This is a genomic window from Nonomuraea endophytica (assembly GCF_014203235.1).
Classification (GTDB): Bacteria; Actinomycetota; Actinomycetes; order Streptosporangiales; family Streptosporangiaceae; genus Nonomuraea; species Nonomuraea endophytica.
Map to the genome: position 1 here is coordinate 249,947 of NZ_JACHIN010000015.1, position 18,485 is coordinate 268,431.

Below are 18,485 nucleotides of genomic sequence, written 5' to 3' on the forward strand. Positions count from 1 at the left end.
CGTGAATAGACGCGAGTGCGTGTCCTGTTGTTCCTGTGACCTGCGTGACAGGAAGGCTCAAGGGTCGTGCCCCGCCGATTCGGACTGCCCTCCGTCTATGCCGCCGCGGCCGTGGCCACGGCCGTCACGACCGTCGCCCCGCTCGCCGTGACCGAGCCCGCCTCAGGACTGTCCGCGCGGCCGGTGGTGACGGAGCCGACCCGGCCGTACATCGTGACCGCGCACACCCGCGGCGACGCGCGGGACCTGGTCAGCGAGGCACGCTGGCGGGTGCGCCGCTACTACACGGCCGTCCTGCCCGGATTCGCGACGTGGCTGAGCGACAGGGAGGTGGCCGAACTGCGGGCGGACGCGCGGGTACGCTCGCTCGAACCCGACCGGCGGGTCCACCCTATGGGCGGCCGGGCACTGAACCGGCGCCACGGGCGCGAACTCCCCCTCGGCGGCCGCCACGGCCGCGCCGCGACCGGCCGCGGCGTCACCGTCTACGTGCTCGACAGCGGCGTGGACGTCGGCCACCGCGAGTTCGGCGACCGCGCGTGGCGCGCCTTCGACGCCACCGGCGGGCACGGCGCCGACTGCAGCGGTCACGGCACGCAGGTGGCGGGCGTCGCCGCCGGTCGCACGTACGGCGTGGCCCCGCAGGCCAGGATCGCCTCGGTGAAGGTGCTGGGATGCGGCTTCGGTTCGATGTCGGACGTGCTGGCCGGAGCCGACTGGGTGCGCAGACACGCGCGCGGCCCCGCCGTGGCCAACATGTCGATCGGCGGCGAGCCCTCCCCCGCGCTGGACGCCGCCGTGAGCAACCTCACCCGGGCGGGCGTCCTGGTCGTGGCCGCCGCCGGAAACTCCGGCGAGAGCGCCTGCTCGGTGTCACCGGCCCGCCGGGCGTTCGCGGTGGCGGCCAGCGACTCGGCGGACCTGCGGGCGCCGTTCTCGAACCACGGCCCTTGTGTCGATCTTTACGCGCCGGGCGTCGACGTGCGTTCCGCCTGGCTGGAGGGGACCACGCGCGAGGAGAGCGGCACCTCGATGGCCGCCCCGCACGTGTCCGGAATCGCCGCCCTCTACCTGGAGTCCCATCGCGGCTCCAGCCCGTCAACTCTCGCGTCTTGGCTCAAGTCCACGGCGACCCGTGGCGTGATTCGTCAGAATCCGTCGAGGACCCCTAACCTCCTGCTGCACTCCGGCGGGCTATAAAGGATGGAATCGACAAATGTGACCGGCGTCACAACGCTTGGGGAGTATCCCAGGCAGGCGATGTTCGGACATGCCGGGTACGGTGCTGGCAGGCAACCGGCACACGCGAGAGACTCAAGGGTCCGGGGGAAGAATGAGCGCGCTGACGAAGGGACTCGCATGCAGGAGCTCCGACTCGTCGCGGTGAGTGAGGACGGCACGTATCTCGTCCTGGCGACAGCCGGGCGGGGTACGCGGTTCACGCTCCCCGTGGACGACCGGCTCCGCGCTGCCGTCCGCGGAAACTTCTCCCGTCTCGGCCAGTACGAGATCGAAGTGGAGAGTCCGTTGCGCCCCAAGGAGATCCAGGCACGCATTCGCGCTGGAGAGACCGCGGAAGAGATCGCCGCGACCGCGGGAATCCCGGTCGAGCGCGTCCGCTGGTTCGAGGGTCCCGTGCTCCAGGAGCGGGAGTACGTCGCCCAGCAGGCGCAGCGCGTCGCCGTTCGCATGCCTGGAGAGTCCGCCCCGGGACCCACGCTCGGCGAACTCGTCGCCGAGCGCCTTACCCGCCGCGGCGTCCCCACCGACGAGATCGACTGGGACTCCGCCAAACGCGACGACGGCCTGTGGCGGGTCAAGCTGGGCTACGTCTGGAACGGTCACACCCGGCACGCGGAGTGGCTGTTCGACCCGCGCAAGCGGCACGTCACGCCGCATGACGACGAGTCCATGAGACTGTCGGCGGCCGACTTCGACCCGAACCCGCCCGCCGAAGACACCACCGTCACACCGTTCGCACCGCGCGCCGCCAAGCTGCAGCCGGTGCCGCCGCTGCCGTCGGTGATCCGGCACGAGCCGCCCGCCGTGGTCAGACCCGGCGACGGCCCGGCCGTCGCCTACCCACCCGGCCGCGACGGCTTCCCGCCCGGACGCGACGGGTTCCCCCCTGGCCGCGATGCCTTCCCGCCCGGACGCGAGTCCTTCCCGCCCGCCCGGGAAGGCTTCGCGCCTGGACGTGAGGGGTACGCGCAGGGCAAGGAGGGCACCGGCCGCGACGGCTTCCCGCCCAGCCGGGACGCGTACTCACCGGCCCGCGGCGAAGGCGCCTACAACCGCCAGCCCGAGCCGCCTTCCCGTGAGGCCGAGCGCGGTTACCCGTTCGAGGACGAGAGCTCCGACTTCGACGGGCGGGGTGGAGAGGGCGTGCGCCGGGCACCGGCTGCCTGGCACCCGGACTTCGCCACCAACCGCCCAGAACGCCCCCAGCCCCGCGACACCGACCCCATCTACGCCCCGGCCCCCCGGAGCCAGGAGCCCGCGCCCCCTGCCGTCCAGGAGCCTGTGGCCCCTGTCGTCCAGGAGCCTGTGGCTGTGGCCCCGGCGGTCCAGGAGCCCGCTGCGCCCATCGTTCAGGCGCCCGTGGCTCCCGTGGTTCAAGAGCCCGTGGCGCCCGTCGCTCAGGAGCCCGTGGCCCCTGAACCGGTCGCCCAGGAGCCCCCGGTCCCTGTCGTCCAGGTGCCCTCGGCGCCCGAACCGACCGCCCAGGAGCCCTTGGCCGCTGAGCCGGTCGTCTCCGTCGCGCCGGTAGTGCAGGAGGCGGCGGTTGCCGCGCCTGACGTCCAGGAGCCGGAGGTCACCGAGCCGGTCGCCCCGGCCGTCGCGCCCGCCGCCCCGGAACCGCCTGCTGTCGTGCAGGAGGCCCGGGTCGTGGAGCCGGTCGCCGAGCCTGCCGCCGTCGCCGAGCCCGCCGCCATCGCGGAGGAGGTCGTGGTCGAGCCGGTTGCCGCCGAGCCGGTTGCCGCTGAGCCCGTGGTAGTCGAGCCCGTTGCCGTTGAGCCCGTTGCCGTCGAGCCCGTTGCCGTTGAGCCGGTTGTTGTTGAGGCTGTCGTGGTGGAGCCTGCCGCGCCCGAGCCCGCCCCTGAGCCGAAGGCCGACGCCCAGCCGACCGAGACGCCCAAGCCCGCCGAGACGCCCAAGCCCGAGGCACCCAAGCCTGCGGAGGTGCAAGCCGAGGCGCCTCAAGCTCCTCCGGCGGCACCGCCCGAGCCTGAAGCCCCGAAGCCCGAGCCCGCCAAGGCTGAAGAGGTTGTCGCCGAGGAGCCTCAGGTCGTCGAGGTGGTCAAGGGCGAGACCGTTCAGGAGGACGAGGCGGGCAAGGGCGAGGAGGCGGCTGTGCCGGCGGCCAGGGACGGCAAGGACGAGCCGATCGCCAAGCCGAAGCCCAAGCCGAAGGACCCGTCGACGGTGCCGGTTCCGTCGCCGCCGCCCGCTCCTGCGGCCCGGCAGCCGCGCAAGGGTTCCAAGGGCCGGCGCGCCTCCGTCCCGACCTGGGACGAGATCATGTTCGGTGCCCGCAAGCAGGACTGACGTTCTGGGTACGGCCGGCCACGGTAACTGGCCGGCCGTGCGTCGTCACGGCGGGCCATTCGTGCGACTGCCGGGCGCCTGAGGATCGGGACCGGCGCACGGCGGCGGGGGGCGTCTGGTTGGCTTGCCGTAAGAGAAAAGGGCATGACAACCCAGGACGAGCGGGTAAGCGCCGTCAGGGCCTGACAAAGGGGGCAAGCCAGTCGGGGGTGACCTCGGCGGGGAAGGCGACGGCCTGGGTTTCCGAGACGTCGACGGCCGAGTAGCCGCCCTCGCCCGCGCCCACACCCGCCACCAGCGTCATGACGCCCGCGCGGCGCTGGAACCAGGTCTGGCGGATCCGCCAGCCCACCACCGCCCGGCGTTCGAACACCGCCTGCGAACGGCGCAGCGATCCGGAGCGCACCGACAGCCGGATCCCGTCGTACCCGTGGCCCAGCGACTTGTAGCGGTCGAGGCCCAGCGGGACGCCGATCCCGGCCAGGATGAGGGCGACCACGGCGAGCACCCACCAGGCCGTGGCGGCGGTCAGGAGGGCGGCGGTCAGCGCGAGGGCGGCCAGGGCTGCCCAGGGGGCGATCGCGCGGAACAGGCGGCGGTTGCGCGCCACCGGCGGGTGCTTGCGCAGTTCGGCGTTGAAGGGGCCGATGGCGGCGCCGGTGACCTGGTGGGCCACGGCGCGGGGCACGTCGGGCAGGAGCTGGCCGCGGGCCTGGGAGTCGCCCAGGCCGGTGACGATGGCCCAGACGCGTACGACTCCGGCCCAGCGTTCGGCGAGGGCGTCGGCGATCTCGTAGCCGCGTACGCGCCGGGATTCCAGGGAGACGCTCCTGCGGTTGATCAGCCCGCGCTCGGCGACGAGGTAGCCGTCGCGTTCCCTGAGCGTGAAGTTCCAGTTGAACACCGCGTACATGACCCCGCCCACCACCGGCATCGCGACCACCAGCAGGACGACGGCGATCAGCAGCAGGTAGGGATGGTCCCAGAGCCACTGCCCGGCGTCCCAGGCGGCGTCGCGGCCGAAGCCGAGCTGGTCGCCCCACTGGAAGGCGAGGCCGATGGCGCCACCGGCCAGCGCGAACGGCGTCAGCAGGTACGCCCCCGACAACGGCCCGTAGAGCAGCCAGGTGCGGGGCACGCGCATGATGACCCGCTCGTTCTCCTGCGGCTGCGGAGGGGCGTCAGTGACCGGTTGCCGCCGTTCCTGGGCGCGGGCGCGCAGGAGCACCGCCTTGAGGCGTTCCGCCTCGGCGAGGGTGACGCCGTCGAGCTCGCCCTCCTGCTCGCTGCCGCCGCTCGCTCCGGTGTCGAGCTTGAGTACGGCGAGGCCGAGCAACCGGTGCATGGGCGGCGTGGAGACGTCCACCCCGCGGATGCGCTCAAGCGGGATGGTCCGGACGGAACGGCTGATCAGCGACCGCTTGATCTCCAGCCGGTCGCCCGCGATCTGGTAGCTGAACGTCGCCCAGCGCACCACCGCGAACACCACGGTCCCGGCGATGCCCAGCGCCGCCCACAGGAACGAGCGCGGCGAGAACCCGCCCACGAACAGCACGCCGACCAGCGGCAGCAGCAGAGAGGGCAGCATGCGGACCGGGTCGATGAGCAACACCTTGGGACTCAGCCGCAACGGCACCGCCCCACCCTCATCCGGTCCCTGAACGCCCGGCTCGCCGTCATGCGGGCCGTCTGTCACTGGTTGGGGGGCTTCGGGATCGGGCTGTGTGGTCGGCCGCTCAGGCTCTCCGGTCCCGGGATGGGTCTGTTCGGCTCCGGGTCGCTGGTCTGGGTGGTTGAAGTGGTGGGGCTCGTGGGTCATGTGGCGTCGTCCCTGAGGTCCTCGGCCCGGCGGGCGAGCTGGTCGGCCAGCCCGGCGGCCACGCCGTACTCCAGACCCTTGATCGTGGAGGAACCGGCGTGCGACGCGGTGCGGATCTCCAGCGTGGCCAGCCCGAACAGCCGCTCCAGCCATCCCTGCGCCTTGTCGACCGTCTGGATCCGGCTCACCGGCACGAACACCCATTCCCGGGTGAGGAAGCCGGACCGGGCGTACACGACATCTCCCGACAGCTCCCACCGATGGACGGCGAAGCGCACGAACGGCTCGGCCACCAGGAACGGCGTCGCCACCACGCCCACCCCCACCGGCAGCAACCACGAGTCGGCCGACAGCCACCCGGGCACCCAGCCCCACCCGCTGCCGCCCACCACACGCGCCACCACGACCGCCCCGCCCACCAGGAGGACGAAGCCGATCAACGACTCCAGCATCCACAGCTGCCTGGCCTTGGGCGAGACGCGGTGCGCCGGGTCACGCAGCGTCCCCGCTCGGGGCTCGGATTCACTCACACCGCCCAGCTTAGGCGCGGCTCACGTCAGCGTTATCTCAGCGGCCCTCACGCGGGGTCGGAGAATTGTCAGTGACGTAAGCCACAGTGGCTCCATGCGATACGCGATCGAGGCCGAGGGCCTCGCCAAGCGCTACGGCGAGACCACGGCATTGGCCGGTGTCGACCTGGTGGTGCCGCCGGGAAGGCTGCTCGGCGTGCTGGGGCCCAATGGCGCCGGAAAGACCACCGCCGTGCGGATCCTCGCCACCCTGCTCGCCCCCGACGCGGGCCGGGCCACGGTGGGCGGTTTCGACGTGGTGCGCGAGTCTCACCAGGTGCGCACGCTGATCGGCCTGACCGGGCAGTACGCGGCGGTCGACGAGATGCTGACCGGCGTCGAAAACCTGCTGATGATCGGCCGTCTGCTCGGCCTGTCCAGGTCGGAGTCGCGGGCGCGGGCGGCGCAGTTGCTCGATCGCTTCGACCTTGCCGACGCCGGAGGCAGGGCTGCCAAGACCTTCTCCGGCGGCATGCGCAGGCGTCTCGACCTGGCGGCGAGCCTGGTGGGGCGGCCTCAGGTGCTGTTCCTCGACGAGCCGACGACGGGCCTTGATCCGCGCAGCCGCACTGACCTGTGGGGTGTGGTGCGGGGGTTGATGGCCGACGGTGTGACCGTGCTGCTGACCACCCAATATCTGGAGGAGGCCGACCAACTGGCCGACGACATCGTGGTGTTCGACCACGGCAGGGTGATCGCCTCCGGAACCTCCGACGAGCTCAAGTCGACGACGGGCGCGCAGGTGCTGGAGGTGAGCCCGCTGCGGGCCGACCAGCTCGGCCTGGTGGCCAAGGTGGTGGAGGCCGTGGTGGAGACGCCGCCCGAGGTCGCCAACGGAAAGGTGACGGTGGCGGTGCACGATCCGCAGGTGGTGCCCGCGGTGGTGCGGCGGCTGGACGAGCTGGGGGTGGTGGCCTCCGAGCTCGCCCTGCGCAAGTCCAGCCTGGACGAGGTGTTCCTTTCGCTGACCGGCCACCGTGCCGATGCCAAGGCGGTGGTTTAGGTGGCTGTGGTGGCGACGAAGGCCGTGCCGGTGGAGCGGCGGGTCGGGGTGGGAGCGACCGTCCGGCAGACGGCGACGCTGGCCTGGCGGAGTCTGGTGCAGGTCAAGCACAACCCCTGGGACCTGCTCGACCTGAGCATCCAGCCGATCATGTTCCTGCTGCTGTTCACGTTCGTGTTCGGCGGTGCGATCTCCGGTTCCACCGGGGACTACCTGCAGTTCGCGCTGCCGGGCCTGGTGGTGCAGAACGCGCTGTTCTACACCCTGTCCACGGCGATCGGGCTCAACACCGACATCAGCAAGGGGGTGTTCGACCGGCTGCGGAGCCTGCCCATCGCGCGCACCGCGCCGCTGGCCGGGCGGATCGTCGCGGACACGTTCAAGCAGGTGTGGGCGTTCGGGCTGCTGATGGGGTTCGGGATGCTGCTGGGGTTCCGGGTCCAGACGAGCGTGGCCGGGGTGCTCGGGGCGCTGGCGCTGCTGGTGGTGGTCGCGCTGGCCATGTCGTGGATGTCGGTGCTGATCGGGCTCAAGGCGTCGAGTCCGGAGAAGGTGCAGATGATCGCGTTCTCCGCGATGATGCCGCTGACCTTCACGAGCAGCGCGCTGGTCGATCCGGTGACGTTCCCGGCGTGGTTGCGGGCCTGGTCGGAGGTCAACCCGGTCTCCTACCTGGCCGACGCGATCCGGGGGCTGCTCATCGGGGGCGAGGTGGCGACCCCGGCGCTGGTCTCGCTGTTGTGGGCGGCGGGGTTCGTGGCGGTGTTCGCGCCGCTGGCCATCAGGGTCTTCAGGACGCGCGTGTGAACGAACCGGCCAGGGTCTTCAGGACCCGCGTGTGAGCGATCCGCTCAGGGTGTTGTGAGCGGATCGGCCAGGGCCAGGGTGGCGGGCCTGTCGAGAGTGTGGCCCTGGGCGAAGTGGATGCCGAAGGAGCCGGGTGGCAGAGACGTAGGCGGCGACCACCTCCCGGTCAGCGAGGTCGGCGAGCGCGGGCCCGCGCCACAGCGCCAGCGCCTCCCGCAGCACCCCGGCCGCCGTCGCGGCGTCCCCTTCGGCCAGCCGCGCCTGCCCTTCCCTGGCCAGTACGGCGAAGCGGTGCGCGTCCACCTGGTCAGGACCGGCAACCAGCCGGTATCCGGCCTGTTCCGCGACGACGAGCTGGCGCACCGGGTTTTTGCCGAGTGCCGCCCGAAGCCGGGAAACCAGTGCCTGAAGGGCATTGGCCACCCCGTCCGGCGGCCGCTCAGCCCATACCCCGGCCATCAGCGTGGCCGGCGGAACGGTCCTGCCCGCCTCGACAACCAGCAGGCCAAGGAGGGTGCGTAGCCTCTGACCTGCGATCTCCACGACCTCGCCGTCCCGGCGAACCTCGAGCGGGCCGAGAATGGCGAAGGTCATGCTTGTGTCCAAGCTCACCTTCTCCATCCCACGATTCTGGATGATTTCCGGCCCTTCCCCCGCCACCGACCCTCGCGAAACGGTCGGCGCACCGCCGTGAGCCGCGTAGCATCATCCGGCATGGGGCTGCGTTACACGGCGACACGCGTGCGACGGGCCGTCGTCATCTCGGCGGCGGTCGCGCTGGCGCTCGCGTCGTCGGGCTGCGCGCTCCTGCCGGGCCGGTCGATGGCCAAGGACATCGGCCAGCTCAACGTCACCAGTCCAGAACTACGCGAGGGCAAACCGTTGCCCCGCGAATATTCCTGCAAGGGCAACCAGGGCAGTCCGCCGCTGCGCTGGTCGGGTGAGCCGCTGCCGGGGGCCAAGTCGATCGCGATCGTGCTCGACACCCATACCGGCGCGAATCCCGCGGTCAACTGGGTTGTTTACAACATTCCGCCAGATTGGACCGAGCTCGGCCCCAACGCCACCGAGGCACTGCCGGGCGACGACACCGGCCAGGCCAAGGTGACGAGCGGCAAGGAAGGCTACGAGCCCCCCTGCGACGACAAGGCCACCTATCGGTTCAGCGTCTACGCGCTGGACGAGCCGGTGACGGTCGAAGGGGGCGCCTCTCTCCCCAAGGTCCTGAAGAACATCGCGGACCGGACCATCGCCCGGGGGCGACTGACGGTGGTCCACATCGAGTGAGAGGTCGAACACCGCAGGTAGTAATGGTTACCAATTCTTCACTTAGGGTGTGACAACGCTCATAGTGGTCCGACAGAATCAGATCCAATTGTTAGACGTCGGTGATCAATGGGGGCAGGTCGCGTCGATGGCCGCGCGATCTCACCGGCGCCACTGGGAGGCCATGGCTTTGAGGGTGGTGCAATGATCGCGGTCGTAGTCAGCTTGGTCGCTGTCGTGCTCCTCGTGCTCGTCGTCGTGGCACTGGGCATGCGTTCGATGAACAAGAGGGAGAGTTCCCTGCCTCCGGAGCGGCTGAAGGAAATGGCCGACCGGGAAGAGATGAGGACAGCGCGTTCGACCGACGAGTTCGCGGCGCACGAGCCCCGGATGAACAACTTCAGCCCGGACTTCAGCCCGATCGACGAGGTGAAGCAGCCCCGGCCGGTACGCACCGGCCAGCGTGGCAAACGCGGCGTCGACGAGTGGGGCAACCCGAGCTCCGATGACGAGGACGAGGAGTTCTGGGCGAACATCCGCAGCGATGCGGAGGAAGGCGGCTTCGGCGCCGGCGGCACGGTCGCGGCCCGCAAGGGCGCCTCCCGCCCGGTCAACGTCGACCGTCCGATGGGCGCCCCGCGCCCGGTGAAGCCGGAGCAGCCGGTCAGCGCCGCGGCGGAACCCGACCCCAACGCCGCCACCGTCCAGCAGCCGCTCCCGCAGCGCACTCCCGCTCCCGCGGCGGCCAAGGCGAACCTGGCCGACCTGGTCGAGCCGACCCAGCACATGGAAGCGGTCCCGAGCGAGTCCCCCGCCCCGCCCACGCGCCCGTCGCGGCGGGCCAAGAAGGCGCCAGCTCCCGCTCCGTCCGCCGCCGATCTGGCCGACCAGCGCACCGTGACCTTCGCCGCCCCGACCTCGGACGTGATGAGCATCCTGGGCGCCGGCGCCCAGCCGGTGCCGCCGCCGCCCCGCCCGGAGCCCGCCCACAACAGCGGCGCCTTCCCCGCGGCCGCCACGACCCCGCCGACCTCGCCGTCGTTCACCCCCACCAACAGCGGCTCGTTCGCCGCGATCCCCAACGGCTCCCTGCACGGCGCGCCCACCAGCGACCCCTTCCCCGCCTACGTCAACAACGCCGAGACGTGGCAGAGCCCGGTCTCGCCCGCCCCCACCGCCTCCGGCTCGTGGCCGGCGACCCCGGTGCGGGACGTGCTCGACGACCCGACGCCGGTGACGCCCGGCCCGGCGGACTCCTGGCCGGCCTTCGAGGGCGCGTACGCCCCCCGGCCCGCCAACGACTTCCCGAACTCCTACGAGGTCCGCGCCGGCTGGGCCGTAGCCGACGACAGTGAGATCACCGGCCCCACGCCCGCTTCCGGCACGCCGACGGCGCCCGCCCGCGCGGTCACCGCCTACGACGACGTGCTGGCCGCGCCCACCGCGCAGCCCGCGCCCCAGCCCGCCCCCTACCCCGCCTACGAGACGGGCGACTACGCCCCGGCCAATGCCGCCGCTCCCGGTGGCGCCGCCTGGCCGGAGCCGCCCGCGAGCGGCCCCGGCTGGCCGAGCTACGGCGAGATGTATCCCAACGGCCAGGAGCAGCAGCCGGCCCGCCAGGGCGGCCGCCGCCGGGCGCCCGATCAGCAGGACTATCCCGACTACTACCGGTGATCATCAAAAGCCCGCGTAAGGCGTAATCCCTGGTCAGTAGGGCACTAGAGTTGCTCGCATGATCAGGGACACACAGAGTAGCGTGATCCGCACGCTCCGATACGACCTGCCCGCCTCACTGGTGGTGTTCCTCGTCGCGGTGCCCCTGTCCTTGGGCATCGCCATGGCCTCCGGGGCGCCGCTCGCCGCGGGCCTGATCTCGGGCGTGGTGGGCGGCATCGTGGCGGGTGCGCTGGGCGGCTCCGCCGTACAGGTGAGCGGGCCCGCCGCCGGTCTGTCGCTCGTCGTGGTGGATTTGGTGCACACATACGGCTGGCGCGCCACCTGCATGATCACTCTGCTGGCCGGCGCGGTGCAGATCGTCCTCGGCCTCTTCCGCGCGGCGCGGGCCACGCTGGCCGTCTCGCCCGCGGTCATCCACGGCACACTGGCCGGGGTGGGCGTGGTCATCGCCCTGTCGCAGTTGCACGTCGTGCTCGGCGGCAGCCCGCAGACCTCGGCCGTGGCCAACCTCATCGAGCTGCCCGCGCAGATCGCCGCCCATCATGATCATGGCTTCGCGGTCGGGGTGCTGACGATCGCGGTGCTGGCGATCTGGACGAGGCTCCCGAAACCGGTCAGGGCCGTGCCGGCGCCGCTGGCCGCGCTGCTCGTCGCCTCGGTGACCGCGTGGGCGTTCGGCTGGAACGTGACAAGGGTCGACCTGTCCGGCAGCTTCACCGACTGGGCCTTCCCGGTGCTGCCGCAGGGCGACGGGCACCGTATCGTCGTCGCGGTGCTTCTCGTCGCGCTGCTGGCCAGCGTGGAGTCGCTGCTGTGCTCGGTCGCGGTCGACGGCACGCACAAGGGCCCGCGCTCCGACCTCGACACCGAGCTGACCGGCCAGGGCGTGGCCAACATGGTGACCGGGGCGCTCGGCGGGGTGCCGGTGGCCGGCGCGATCGTGCGCAGCACGGCCAACGTCAAGGCGGGCGCGCGCAGCCGCTGGTCGGCGGTGCTGCACGGCGTCTGGATGCTGGTGTTCGCGCTGGGCTTCGGCTGGTCGATCCAGCTCATCCCGATGGAGGCGCTGGCGGCGCTGCTGGTCTTCATCGGCGTGCAGATGGTCAACCTGGGCCACGTCAGGAAGGTGCACGGCCACGGCGAGGTGCCCGTCTACATCGTGACCCTGATTGGCGTCGTCGTGCTCGGGCTGGCCGAGGGCGTGGTGGCCGGGCTGGGCCTGGCCGCGCTGCTGGCCCTGCGCCGGTTGACGTGGGTGACGGTGAACGTGCGCCCGGAGGAGGACGGCCACTACCACGCGACGATCTCCGGCTCGCTCACCTTCCTCGGCGTGCCCCGGCTCACCCACGAGCTGCGCTCGATCCCCGAGGGCGCCAGCGTCGACCTCGACCTCAACATCGACTTCATGGACAACGCCGCGTTCGAGGCGATCCACTCGTGGCGGGTGGACCACGAGCGGATGGGCGGCCACGTCGACATCGACGACATCCACGACGAGTGGTACGCGATGGCGGCCTCGGGCTCGCGCATGTTCCCCGCGAAAACCCCGCCGCGGGCGCCGGACCGCTGGTGGCTGCCGTGGGCGCACCGCCGACGGCGCACCGTCCGGCCGTCGCTGGTGCCGCAGCAGGTCGGACCGGTCGAGGCCGAGTGCCAGCTGACGGCGGGCGCGCGTGAGTTCCATCGGCGTACGGCTCCGCTGGTCCGTCCCATCTTCACCGAACTGGCCCACAAGCAGACGCCCTCGCACCTGTTCATCACCTGCGCCGACTCGCGGGTGATGCCCAGCCTGATCACCGCGAGCGGGCCCGGTGACCTGTTCACCGTGCGCAACATAGGCAATCTCGTGCCGCGGCGCGGCGGCGAGCCGCACGACGACTCGGTCGTGGCGGCGATCGAGTACGCCACCCAGGTCCTGGGCGTGCGGACGATCACGGTGTGCGGGCACTCGGGCTGCGGCGCGATGGCCGGGCTGCTGAGCGGCGGGGTCCAGGCGGGCAGCCTGCCGGGGCTGCGGCGCTGGCTGCGGCACGGCAACCACAGCCTGGCCCGGTTCATCGACACCGAGAGCGACGGGAGCGACAGCGGGCCGCTGGATCGGCTGTGCCGGGTCAACGTGCAGCAGCAGTTGCTCAACCTGCGCACGTACCGGCGGGTGGACGAGCAGGTGAAGGCCGGGGAGCTGGAGCTGGTCGGGCTCTACTTCGACATCGGGTCGGCTCGGGTGCACATGCTGCCGCCGCTGCCTTCTACGCTCTCGGTGAAGAGGTGAAGGATTTGGCGGGCCGTACGCGAAGAATGCAGTTATGAGAGTTCTGGTCATCGGAGGTTCCGCGTTCCTCGGCCGCGCGATCGTGCAGGAAGCGCTCGACAGGGGACATGAGGTCACGACGTTCAACAGGGGTCGGAGCGCGCCGGACCTGCCGGGTGTGGAGGCGGTGCACGGGGATCGCGAGGTCACTGCCGACCTGGAGCGGCTGGTCGACGGGCGCACCTGGGATCTGGTGGTTGACTCCTCCGGCTATGTGCCGAAGGTGGTGGGCGATGCGGTGCGGCTGCTGTCCGGGCGGGCGGCGACGTACGCCTTCATCTCCACCATCTCGGCCTTCAAGAACTTTCCCGCCGAGCAGACCTCGGAGGACAGCCCGCTCTGGGACTGCGCGCCGGACGCCGGTCCCGACGCCGGTGACTACGGCGTGCTCAAGGCGGGCTGTGAACGCGCCGTCGAGCAGGGCTTCGCGGGCAACGCCCTGATCATCCAGCCCGGCCTCATCCTCGGCCCGTACGAGAACGTCGCCCGCCTGCCGTGGTGGCTGAACAGGATCTCGAAGGGCGGGAAGGTGCTGGCCCCCGGCGACCCGGCGCAGCCCATGCAGCTCATCGACGCCCGCGACATCGCCGTCTTCACGCTGGACCAGGCCGAGAAGGGCGTGGCCGACCGGTTCGTCGTGACCGGGCCGGAGGGCAACACCACCTACGGCGAGTGGCTGGAGATGTGCAAGCGGGAGACCGGGTCGGACGCGGAGTTCGTGTGGGTCGCCGATGACTTCCTGATCGAGCACGAGGCCGGCGTGTGGATGGAGCTGCCGCTGTGGGCGCCCGCCCAGCCCGACATGGCCAACTTCTGGACCGTCTCCACCGCCAAGGCCGAGGCGGCGGGGCTGCGCAGCCGTTCGGTGGCCGACACCGTGCGCGACACCTGGGAATGGCTGCGGCACATCCCCGAGGACGAGCGGGTCTTTGGCAAGAAGCACGCGCACGGCATCGCGCCCGAGAAGGAGCAGGCGATCCTGGCCGCCTGGGCCGCCCGTTCTGCGTAATCTTCCGCAGACGGGAACATCCTCCGGTTCTAGCGTGTAAAGCGTCCCGACTCCCAGGGACGTGAGTGAGGGGCGGGGTTGCCGATGCCTCCGCCTCTCACTCCGCTCACTCCGCCAGGGCCCGCAACGGCTCGTCGGTGAGCCGGTAGACGGTCCACTCGTCCATGGGGATGGCGCCCAGCTTCTTGTAGAAGCCGATGGCAGGCGCATTCCAGTCGAGAACCGACCATTCCAGGCGTTGGTACTCCCGTTCCACACAGATCTTGGCCAACTCGGCCAGCAGCGCCCTGCCGTACCCGCCGCCTCGGTGCTGCGGGCGCACGAAGAGATCCTCAAGATAGATCCCGTGTACGCCACGCCAGGTCGAGAAGCTCAGAAACCACAACGCGAACCCGGCCAGCTCCCCATCCTCCTCAGCCACATGCGCGAAGGCAGCAGGCCGCTCCCCGAAAAGCGCCGCGTGCAACTGCTCCTCGGTCGCCCTGGCCTCATGCGGCACCTTCTCGTACTCGGCCAGCTCACCGACCATGGCCAGGATCTCGGAGACGTCATCGGGGGTCGCGGGTCGAATCATGTGCCCCAGGCTAACCGAGCCCCAACCGGACCTCATCCACCCGTGGGCGGATCCGGAGGCGGAGGTTCGGTGGGCGGCCAGATGCCCAGCAGCAACACGACGATGAGCCCCGCCGAGGCTCCGGCGACACGGCCCATGCGGAGGTGCGGCCGAACCCAGGTCCGGCCGCCTCCAGGGCGTCGCCGGTAGTGCCCCTTCACGTACTGCCGCCTGTCGGCCATATGCGGACCGTAGACAGGAAAAGGGGAACGTTCCAGCCAGACTATGGTGACGAACCGGACTGCACCCATCCGCCTCGTTACGGCGAGGTCATCCCCAATCTGCCTCGGTCACGCGACCATCGCCGAGACTGTGGACGCCTCTTCCCGGAACAAGATGATCTCGGGCGATGAGCGGTTGACGTGCTCCTGAGTCTCACAGCCACCGAACAGGCGATCTTGGAGGGTGCTCCGCCCAGGTCAGAGGGGAGGAAGGTGACGAGCCGGCCTGTAGGCCGGGTTCTAGATGAGCATGATTGCTACCTGCGGCGATGCGGGCAACGAGCTAGTTGACCTGCGAAAACGTTGCGGTCCCTTGTCATCATCTGACGGTGCGATCCACTGCGATGTGCCCTTGATGTGCCCTGATCTTGGGAACGTTCGATCAGCGACTTCTTTAGTGTGAAGCAGACATCGCGATCAAGGAATCAGGTGTGCTGCCTGGTCAAGGCCGTGATTCCTGTGCACTGACGTGCATGTTCAGCCCCTGCTGGGCACCTCGGATGCCACTCACTTTGTCACTGGCTCCAAAGCATGTAACCCGAATCGCTGGAACCTCTCAGAGGGTGATCGCGTTTGTAGGATAATGACTGAGAATCTGTCAGCCCTGGAACGTATCTTCCCCAAGAACCCGGCAGACGACTTCGCCACAAGAACCATAGGGGTGTTCGATGCTCAAGACATATCGCGTAGTGAATGACGTGCTCATGGAGTCTCTGCTTAGCCAGGTAGCGAATAGTGGCGTGATCGAGCGTAGCACCGAATGGGAAGGGAGGGTGACGTTTGGCGTTGGGAGCTTTGGGCGAAAAGCTTCTACCAAGAGGGCCAATGGCCGTGCCCAGGCAAGCGCACATCATCAGATAGAGAGTGTCGTTGAAGCACTCCGAGAGCATGGGCAGCTTCGCGATTACCGCCCCGAACGCACACACGAATTGTATAAGCGGAGCGAACTCATGCCCGATCGGCCATATGTTCGAGAGTTCAACATTGCGGCAACCCCCGTATATCTCCCCGTCCCCGAGCATCTCCAGGATGTTCGCGGCCCCATACTCACCGTCTGGGTTTGTGATCCCATTGGGGAAGTCGGATTCATCGACAAGGAGCACGATGGCAGCTTTGCATGGGATTGGGTTGGGACCTACGTATTCCTAGTCGAGGAGATTCGAGAGGCGAGTGTCCGTCCCTTTATGTCCGGCATCTCGGCATTGTGTGCCGTGGTCAACTTTGTTGCAGGCCATGATCCGTGCGGGCAACCAGATCAGATCCACTCGTGTACCCGCAAGAATGGGGAGCCATGGGGGCGAGATCTGTCAATACACCCCATAGAAAAGCTTAGTAAGGTCGGCGGCATAGCCGGACGTAAACGCAACATTGAGACCGTGTACAAGATCGTCCACATGACCAATGAACAAGCAACTCTAATTGATGGCGAAGAAGTACGACTCAATGACATCCTTGCCTATCCTTTGTACATCGCCGAATAACGCTACCTCATACCCCCTCCTGCCTGCCCGTCTGCCGTCGTCCCACCCGCAGGGATAGCGGGGCTGCCTGGGCGTGCGCCCGGTGCCACGGTCGTGATGGAGCGTGGGCGGCCCCGCGGCTGGTCTGCTAGGGCTTGTCCTGGGGCGTCGGCAGGCGGGCAGGCTTCCACCTCAACCACTCCACCACCGCACGTCGCGATCTTGAGCTGCCCGGAGCCGGAGCGCCCCCGCCAGAGGCATGCCGTAACCCCGGCCTCGTGACTGGCTCAGCTTGCGCTTAGCGAGCGTGACCCCGTGAGCGGAGCACCGCGCCCCCGTAGCGGCCCTGTCCTCGTTCGCGCCAGCCGACCGGCGCTCATGCGGCCCGGTGCGGGAGCCCAAGTGGACGCAGCCGGCCCGCGCCGAGTCGGCGGCGCGTGCGGCCTGTCAGGGCCGCTTTAAGTTTGAGAAGAAAGTTCTCACAGCACTATTTGAGATGCAGCGATTGAATGGTTGTCCAGCGATACGTTCGGCCTTCTCGGCGCAGCAGTACGAGATCTACCTTGGATACGAGCAATTCGATAACAGGTAGATCCCGCAGGGACGACACTGCCTTAATCAATGGCTTGGCAGGTACGGGTTTGTCGCAGTAGGCGATGCCTACATGCGGCCGGAACTCCGACTCATAGTGGGTACCAAGCACGGCTTGAGTGGAGTTGAACAGTCGTCGATAGAGGTCGACGATCGGTTCCCATGGCCCAACGCTGAATCGCACGGCTCCTGGTGAACCTGACACTGGCCCAATAGTCATAGTGAAGGGCTTGAGGCCTGCGCAGGAAGATGTTGCGGCATTGAAGACGGCATTGACATCTGCATTGGATACTTCATCGTGCCAACCGACCCTAGACAGGGTCAAGTGCAGAGCATCGAGCGGAACATGGTTGAGAAATGGTTGGGGTAGCCGTTGTTGACAGTAGGAACTAAGTTGCCGTAGTTCAGGAGAATCCACGCATAGGTACCAGAAGAAGGCTTGACGACCAGGGGTCCAATGAGGGTTTTCCCAGTGGTCCCGCATGGTGGTAAGCGTGCTGAAACGCTGCCAATCTTCCCCTTGTGGAGACAGCTCGGATACATGGGTCATCGATGGTGGGCCACTCGGAGAGTGTCGGCAACTTCGCGGATAGCTGGCAGTTCAGCCCAGCGATTCGCGGCATGAAGGAGCTCGCGACTTCGTGTTAGTACGGAGGTGATCGGACGCTCAGCCGAGATGGTCAGAGCTTCGATGGCGAGGCTTGCGGCTTGCTCGGGTTCTGGTCGATCAGCCAGGAGTAGAGCCGTTGCGATGTCGAGTCGGAGCAACGATTGGCTCCAGCACGATTCGGAGGCTTCGAAGACAGGCAGCACTTCGTCAGCGTACTCCTGAACACGGTCAGGGCGACGAAGTGCCACGTAGGCGGTAGCTGCGTTCGAAGCGGTTCGGGCTGCGCTGTACAGCCCGAAGGAGATGCAGGATGAGACTCCCGAGACGGAGTCAAACTTCGTGGACAGGTCGTAAGCGTGAGCGACAGCCCTGTCCACTGCTCGCGCTTCGCCGAGCTTGGCCAGCGCCCGCGCTTCGCCGTTGATAGCCAGCCTTACCGCCTGGGGGCCTTGCCGCGCATACCGCTGACCGTCACGTGCGAGGTCCACGGCTCGTTCATAGTCGCCCACGTAGTAGGCGCAGAAGCTCTCTGTTCCCCGAGCCCAAGCTTGCATGTCTAGGTTGTCAACGAGGGCACCTAGTTGGAACGTTTCTTCGCAATACGCATTGGCGAGGGGGAACTTGCCGAGATTTACGGCCATGTATCCCAGCAGGCCGGATAGCTTGGCGGCTTGCGTATAGAGCCTGATCCGCTGCTTGGGCAGAAGCTTCCCATCGAGAAGTTGGGTCACCAAGGCTCGCTGGCGGAGAGCTCTTGAAGCCAAAGTCTCTGGCCCTGTCGTTTCGTACTCGTCTACAAAGTAACCGATAAAGGAGTCGATCTGATCGAGGGCGTCATCGTTTGTAGCAGTTGCGGTTAGCGATTGGAGTCGTTCGACGATGTCTTGGAGTTGCCCCGGTTCGATAGACACATCAGGGCTTGCGACTACGCGGCAGCATAGTTGAGGTCTTGGGTGTTCTTGTGCGCGTGTCGGCGTTCG

Annotated in this window: 15 protein-coding genes; 9 read left to right on the plus strand and 6 right to left on the minus strand. The window is 68.8% G+C overall.

Annotation, left to right across the window (positions count from 1 at the left end; translation table 11 throughout):
* The first annotated feature begins 66 nt into the window (after window positions 1-66).
* Window positions 67-1,200, plus strand: a complete 1,134-nt coding sequence (locus HNR40_RS42590) for a S8 family peptidase (RefSeq protein WP_184971888.1) — start codon at window positions 67-69, stop codon at window positions 1,198-1,200.
* Between the two features lie 159 nt (window positions 1,201-1,359).
* Complete coding sequence (sepH, locus tag HNR40_RS55535; RefSeq protein WP_246510226.1) at window positions 1,360-3,549, plus strand: septation protein SepH; 2,190 nt, start codon at window positions 1,360-1,362, stop codon at window positions 3,547-3,549.
* 175 nt (window positions 3,550-3,724) lie between these two features.
* Here sepH and HNR40_RS42600 read toward each other — a convergent pair whose 3' ends face one another.
* Window positions 3,725-5,185, minus strand: coding sequence for a PH domain-containing protein (locus HNR40_RS42600; protein ID WP_312896736.1), 1,461 nt, complete (start codon window positions 5,183-5,185; stop codon window positions 3,725-3,727).
* 179 nt (window positions 5,186-5,364) lie between these two features.
* Window positions 5,365-5,898, minus strand: a complete 534-nt coding sequence (locus tag HNR40_RS42605) for a PH domain-containing protein (protein WP_312896737.1) — start codon at window positions 5,896-5,898, stop codon at window positions 5,365-5,367.
* A 94-nt stretch (window positions 5,899-5,992) separates the two neighbouring features.
* On the opposite strand from HNR40_RS42605, the gene HNR40_RS42610 reads away from it, so the two are divergent.
* Both HNR40_RS42610 and HNR40_RS42615 read left to right on the plus strand, forming a co-directional pair.
* Window positions 5,993-6,940: an ATP-binding cassette domain-containing protein gene (locus HNR40_RS42610; RefSeq protein ID WP_184971890.1), complete on the plus strand. Its 948-nt coding sequence runs from the start codon at window positions 5,993-5,995 to the stop codon at window positions 6,938-6,940.
* A 9-nt stretch (window positions 6,941-6,949) separates the two neighbouring features.
* Complete coding sequence (locus tag HNR40_RS42615; protein ID WP_312896738.1) at window positions 6,950-7,747, plus strand: ABC transporter permease; 798 nt, start codon at window positions 6,950-6,952, stop codon at window positions 7,745-7,747.
* A gap of 18 nt (window positions 7,748-7,765) precedes the next feature.
* Here HNR40_RS42615 and HNR40_RS42620 read toward each other — a convergent pair whose 3' ends face one another.
* A complete protein-coding gene (locus HNR40_RS42620; RefSeq protein WP_221341498.1) occupies window positions 7,766-8,368 on the minus strand; it encodes an AfsR/SARP family transcriptional regulator in 603 nt (200 codons plus the stop codon).
* A gap of 93 nt (window positions 8,369-8,461) precedes the next feature.
* Here HNR40_RS42620 and HNR40_RS42625 point away from each other — a divergent pair, with 93 nt between their 5' ends.
* The 4 genes from HNR40_RS42625 (at window position 8,462) to HNR40_RS42640 (ending at window position 14,010) form a co-directional block, all read left to right on the plus strand.
* On the plus strand, window positions 8,462-9,034 hold the full coding sequence (locus HNR40_RS42625) for a YbhB/YbcL family Raf kinase inhibitor-like protein (protein WP_184971894.1): 573 nt from the start codon (window positions 8,462-8,464) through the stop codon (window positions 9,032-9,034).
* Between the two features lie 183 nt (window positions 9,035-9,217).
* On the plus strand, window positions 9,218-10,687 hold the full coding sequence (locus HNR40_RS42630) for a hypothetical protein (protein ID WP_184971895.1): 1,470 nt from the start codon (window positions 9,218-9,220) through the stop codon (window positions 10,685-10,687).
* A 58-nt stretch (window positions 10,688-10,745) separates the two neighbouring features.
* The gene (locus tag HNR40_RS42635; RefSeq protein WP_184971898.1) at window positions 10,746-12,962 is read left to right on the plus strand and encodes a SulP family inorganic anion transporter; all 2,217 of its coding nucleotides are present in this window, start codon (window positions 10,746-10,748) and stop codon (window positions 12,960-12,962) included.
* 34 nt (window positions 12,963-12,996) lie between these two features.
* Window positions 12,997-14,010 (plus strand): NAD-dependent epimerase/dehydratase family protein, encoded by a 1,014-nt coding sequence (locus HNR40_RS42640; protein ID WP_184971900.1) that lies wholly within the window; start codon window positions 12,997-12,999, stop codon window positions 14,008-14,010.
* Window positions 14,011-14,116: 106 nt separating this feature from the next.
* Here the strand turns inward: HNR40_RS42640 and HNR40_RS42645 are convergent, their stop codons facing one another.
* Window positions 14,117-14,584, minus strand: coding sequence for a GNAT family N-acetyltransferase (locus tag HNR40_RS42645; RefSeq protein WP_184971901.1), 468 nt, complete (start codon window positions 14,582-14,584; stop codon window positions 14,117-14,119).
* 928 nt (window positions 14,585-15,512) lie between these two features.
* On the opposite strand from HNR40_RS42645, the gene HNR40_RS42650 reads away from it, so the two are divergent.
* A complete protein-coding gene (locus HNR40_RS42650) occupies window positions 15,513-16,325 on the plus strand; it encodes a hypothetical protein (protein ID WP_184971903.1) in 813 nt (270 codons plus the stop codon).
* 466 nt (window positions 16,326-16,791) lie between these two features.
* Here HNR40_RS42650 and HNR40_RS58015 read toward each other — a convergent pair whose 3' ends face one another.
* Window positions 16,792-17,445 (minus strand): 2'-5' RNA ligase family protein, encoded by a 654-nt coding sequence (locus HNR40_RS58015; RefSeq protein WP_376773583.1) that lies wholly within the window; start codon window positions 17,443-17,445, stop codon window positions 16,792-16,794.
* Window positions 17,442-18,485 (minus strand): NsdA family TPR-like regulatory protein (locus tag HNR40_RS42660; protein WP_221341499.1); only part of this gene is annotated, 1,044 nt, incomplete at its 5' end. The genes HNR40_RS58015 and HNR40_RS42660, both read right to left, overlap by 4 nt.

Bases quoted from the DNA above. Each gene is read 5' to 3' on its own strand.
- HNR40_RS42650 (WP_184971903.1), top strand. From the start codon at position 15,513: ATGCTCAAGACATATCGCGTAGTGAATGACGTGCTCATGGAGTCTCTG.
- sepH (WP_246510226.1), top strand. From the start codon at position 1,360: ATGCAGGAGCTCCGACTCGTCGCGGTGAGTGAGGACGGCACGTATCTC.
- HNR40_RS42610 (WP_184971890.1), top strand. From the start codon at position 5,993: ATGCGATACGCGATCGAGGCCGAGGGCCTCGCCAAGCGCTACGGCGAG.
- HNR40_RS42635 (WP_184971898.1), top strand. From the start codon at position 10,746: ATGATCAGGGACACACAGAGTAGCGTGATCCGCACGCTCCGATACGAC.
- HNR40_RS42625 (WP_184971894.1), top strand. From the start codon at position 8,462: ATGGGGCTGCGTTACACGGCGACACGCGTGCGACGGGCCGTCGTCATC.
- HNR40_RS42645 (WP_184971901.1), bottom strand. From the start codon at position 14,584: ATGATTCGACCCGCGACCCCCGATGACGTCTCCGAGATCCTGGCCATG.
- HNR40_RS58015 (WP_376773583.1), bottom strand. From the start codon at position 17,445: ATGACCCATGTATCCGAGCTGTCTCCACAAGGGGAAGATTGGCAGCGT.
- HNR40_RS42640 (WP_184971900.1), top strand. From the start codon at position 12,997: ATGAGAGTTCTGGTCATCGGAGGTTCCGCGTTCCTCGGCCGCGCGATC.
- HNR40_RS42620 (WP_221341498.1), bottom strand. From the start codon at position 8,368: ATGGAGAAGGTGAGCTTGGACACAAGCATGACCTTCGCCATTCTCGGC.
- HNR40_RS42630 (WP_184971895.1), top strand. From the start codon at position 9,218: ATGATCGCGGTCGTAGTCAGCTTGGTCGCTGTCGTGCTCCTCGTGCTC.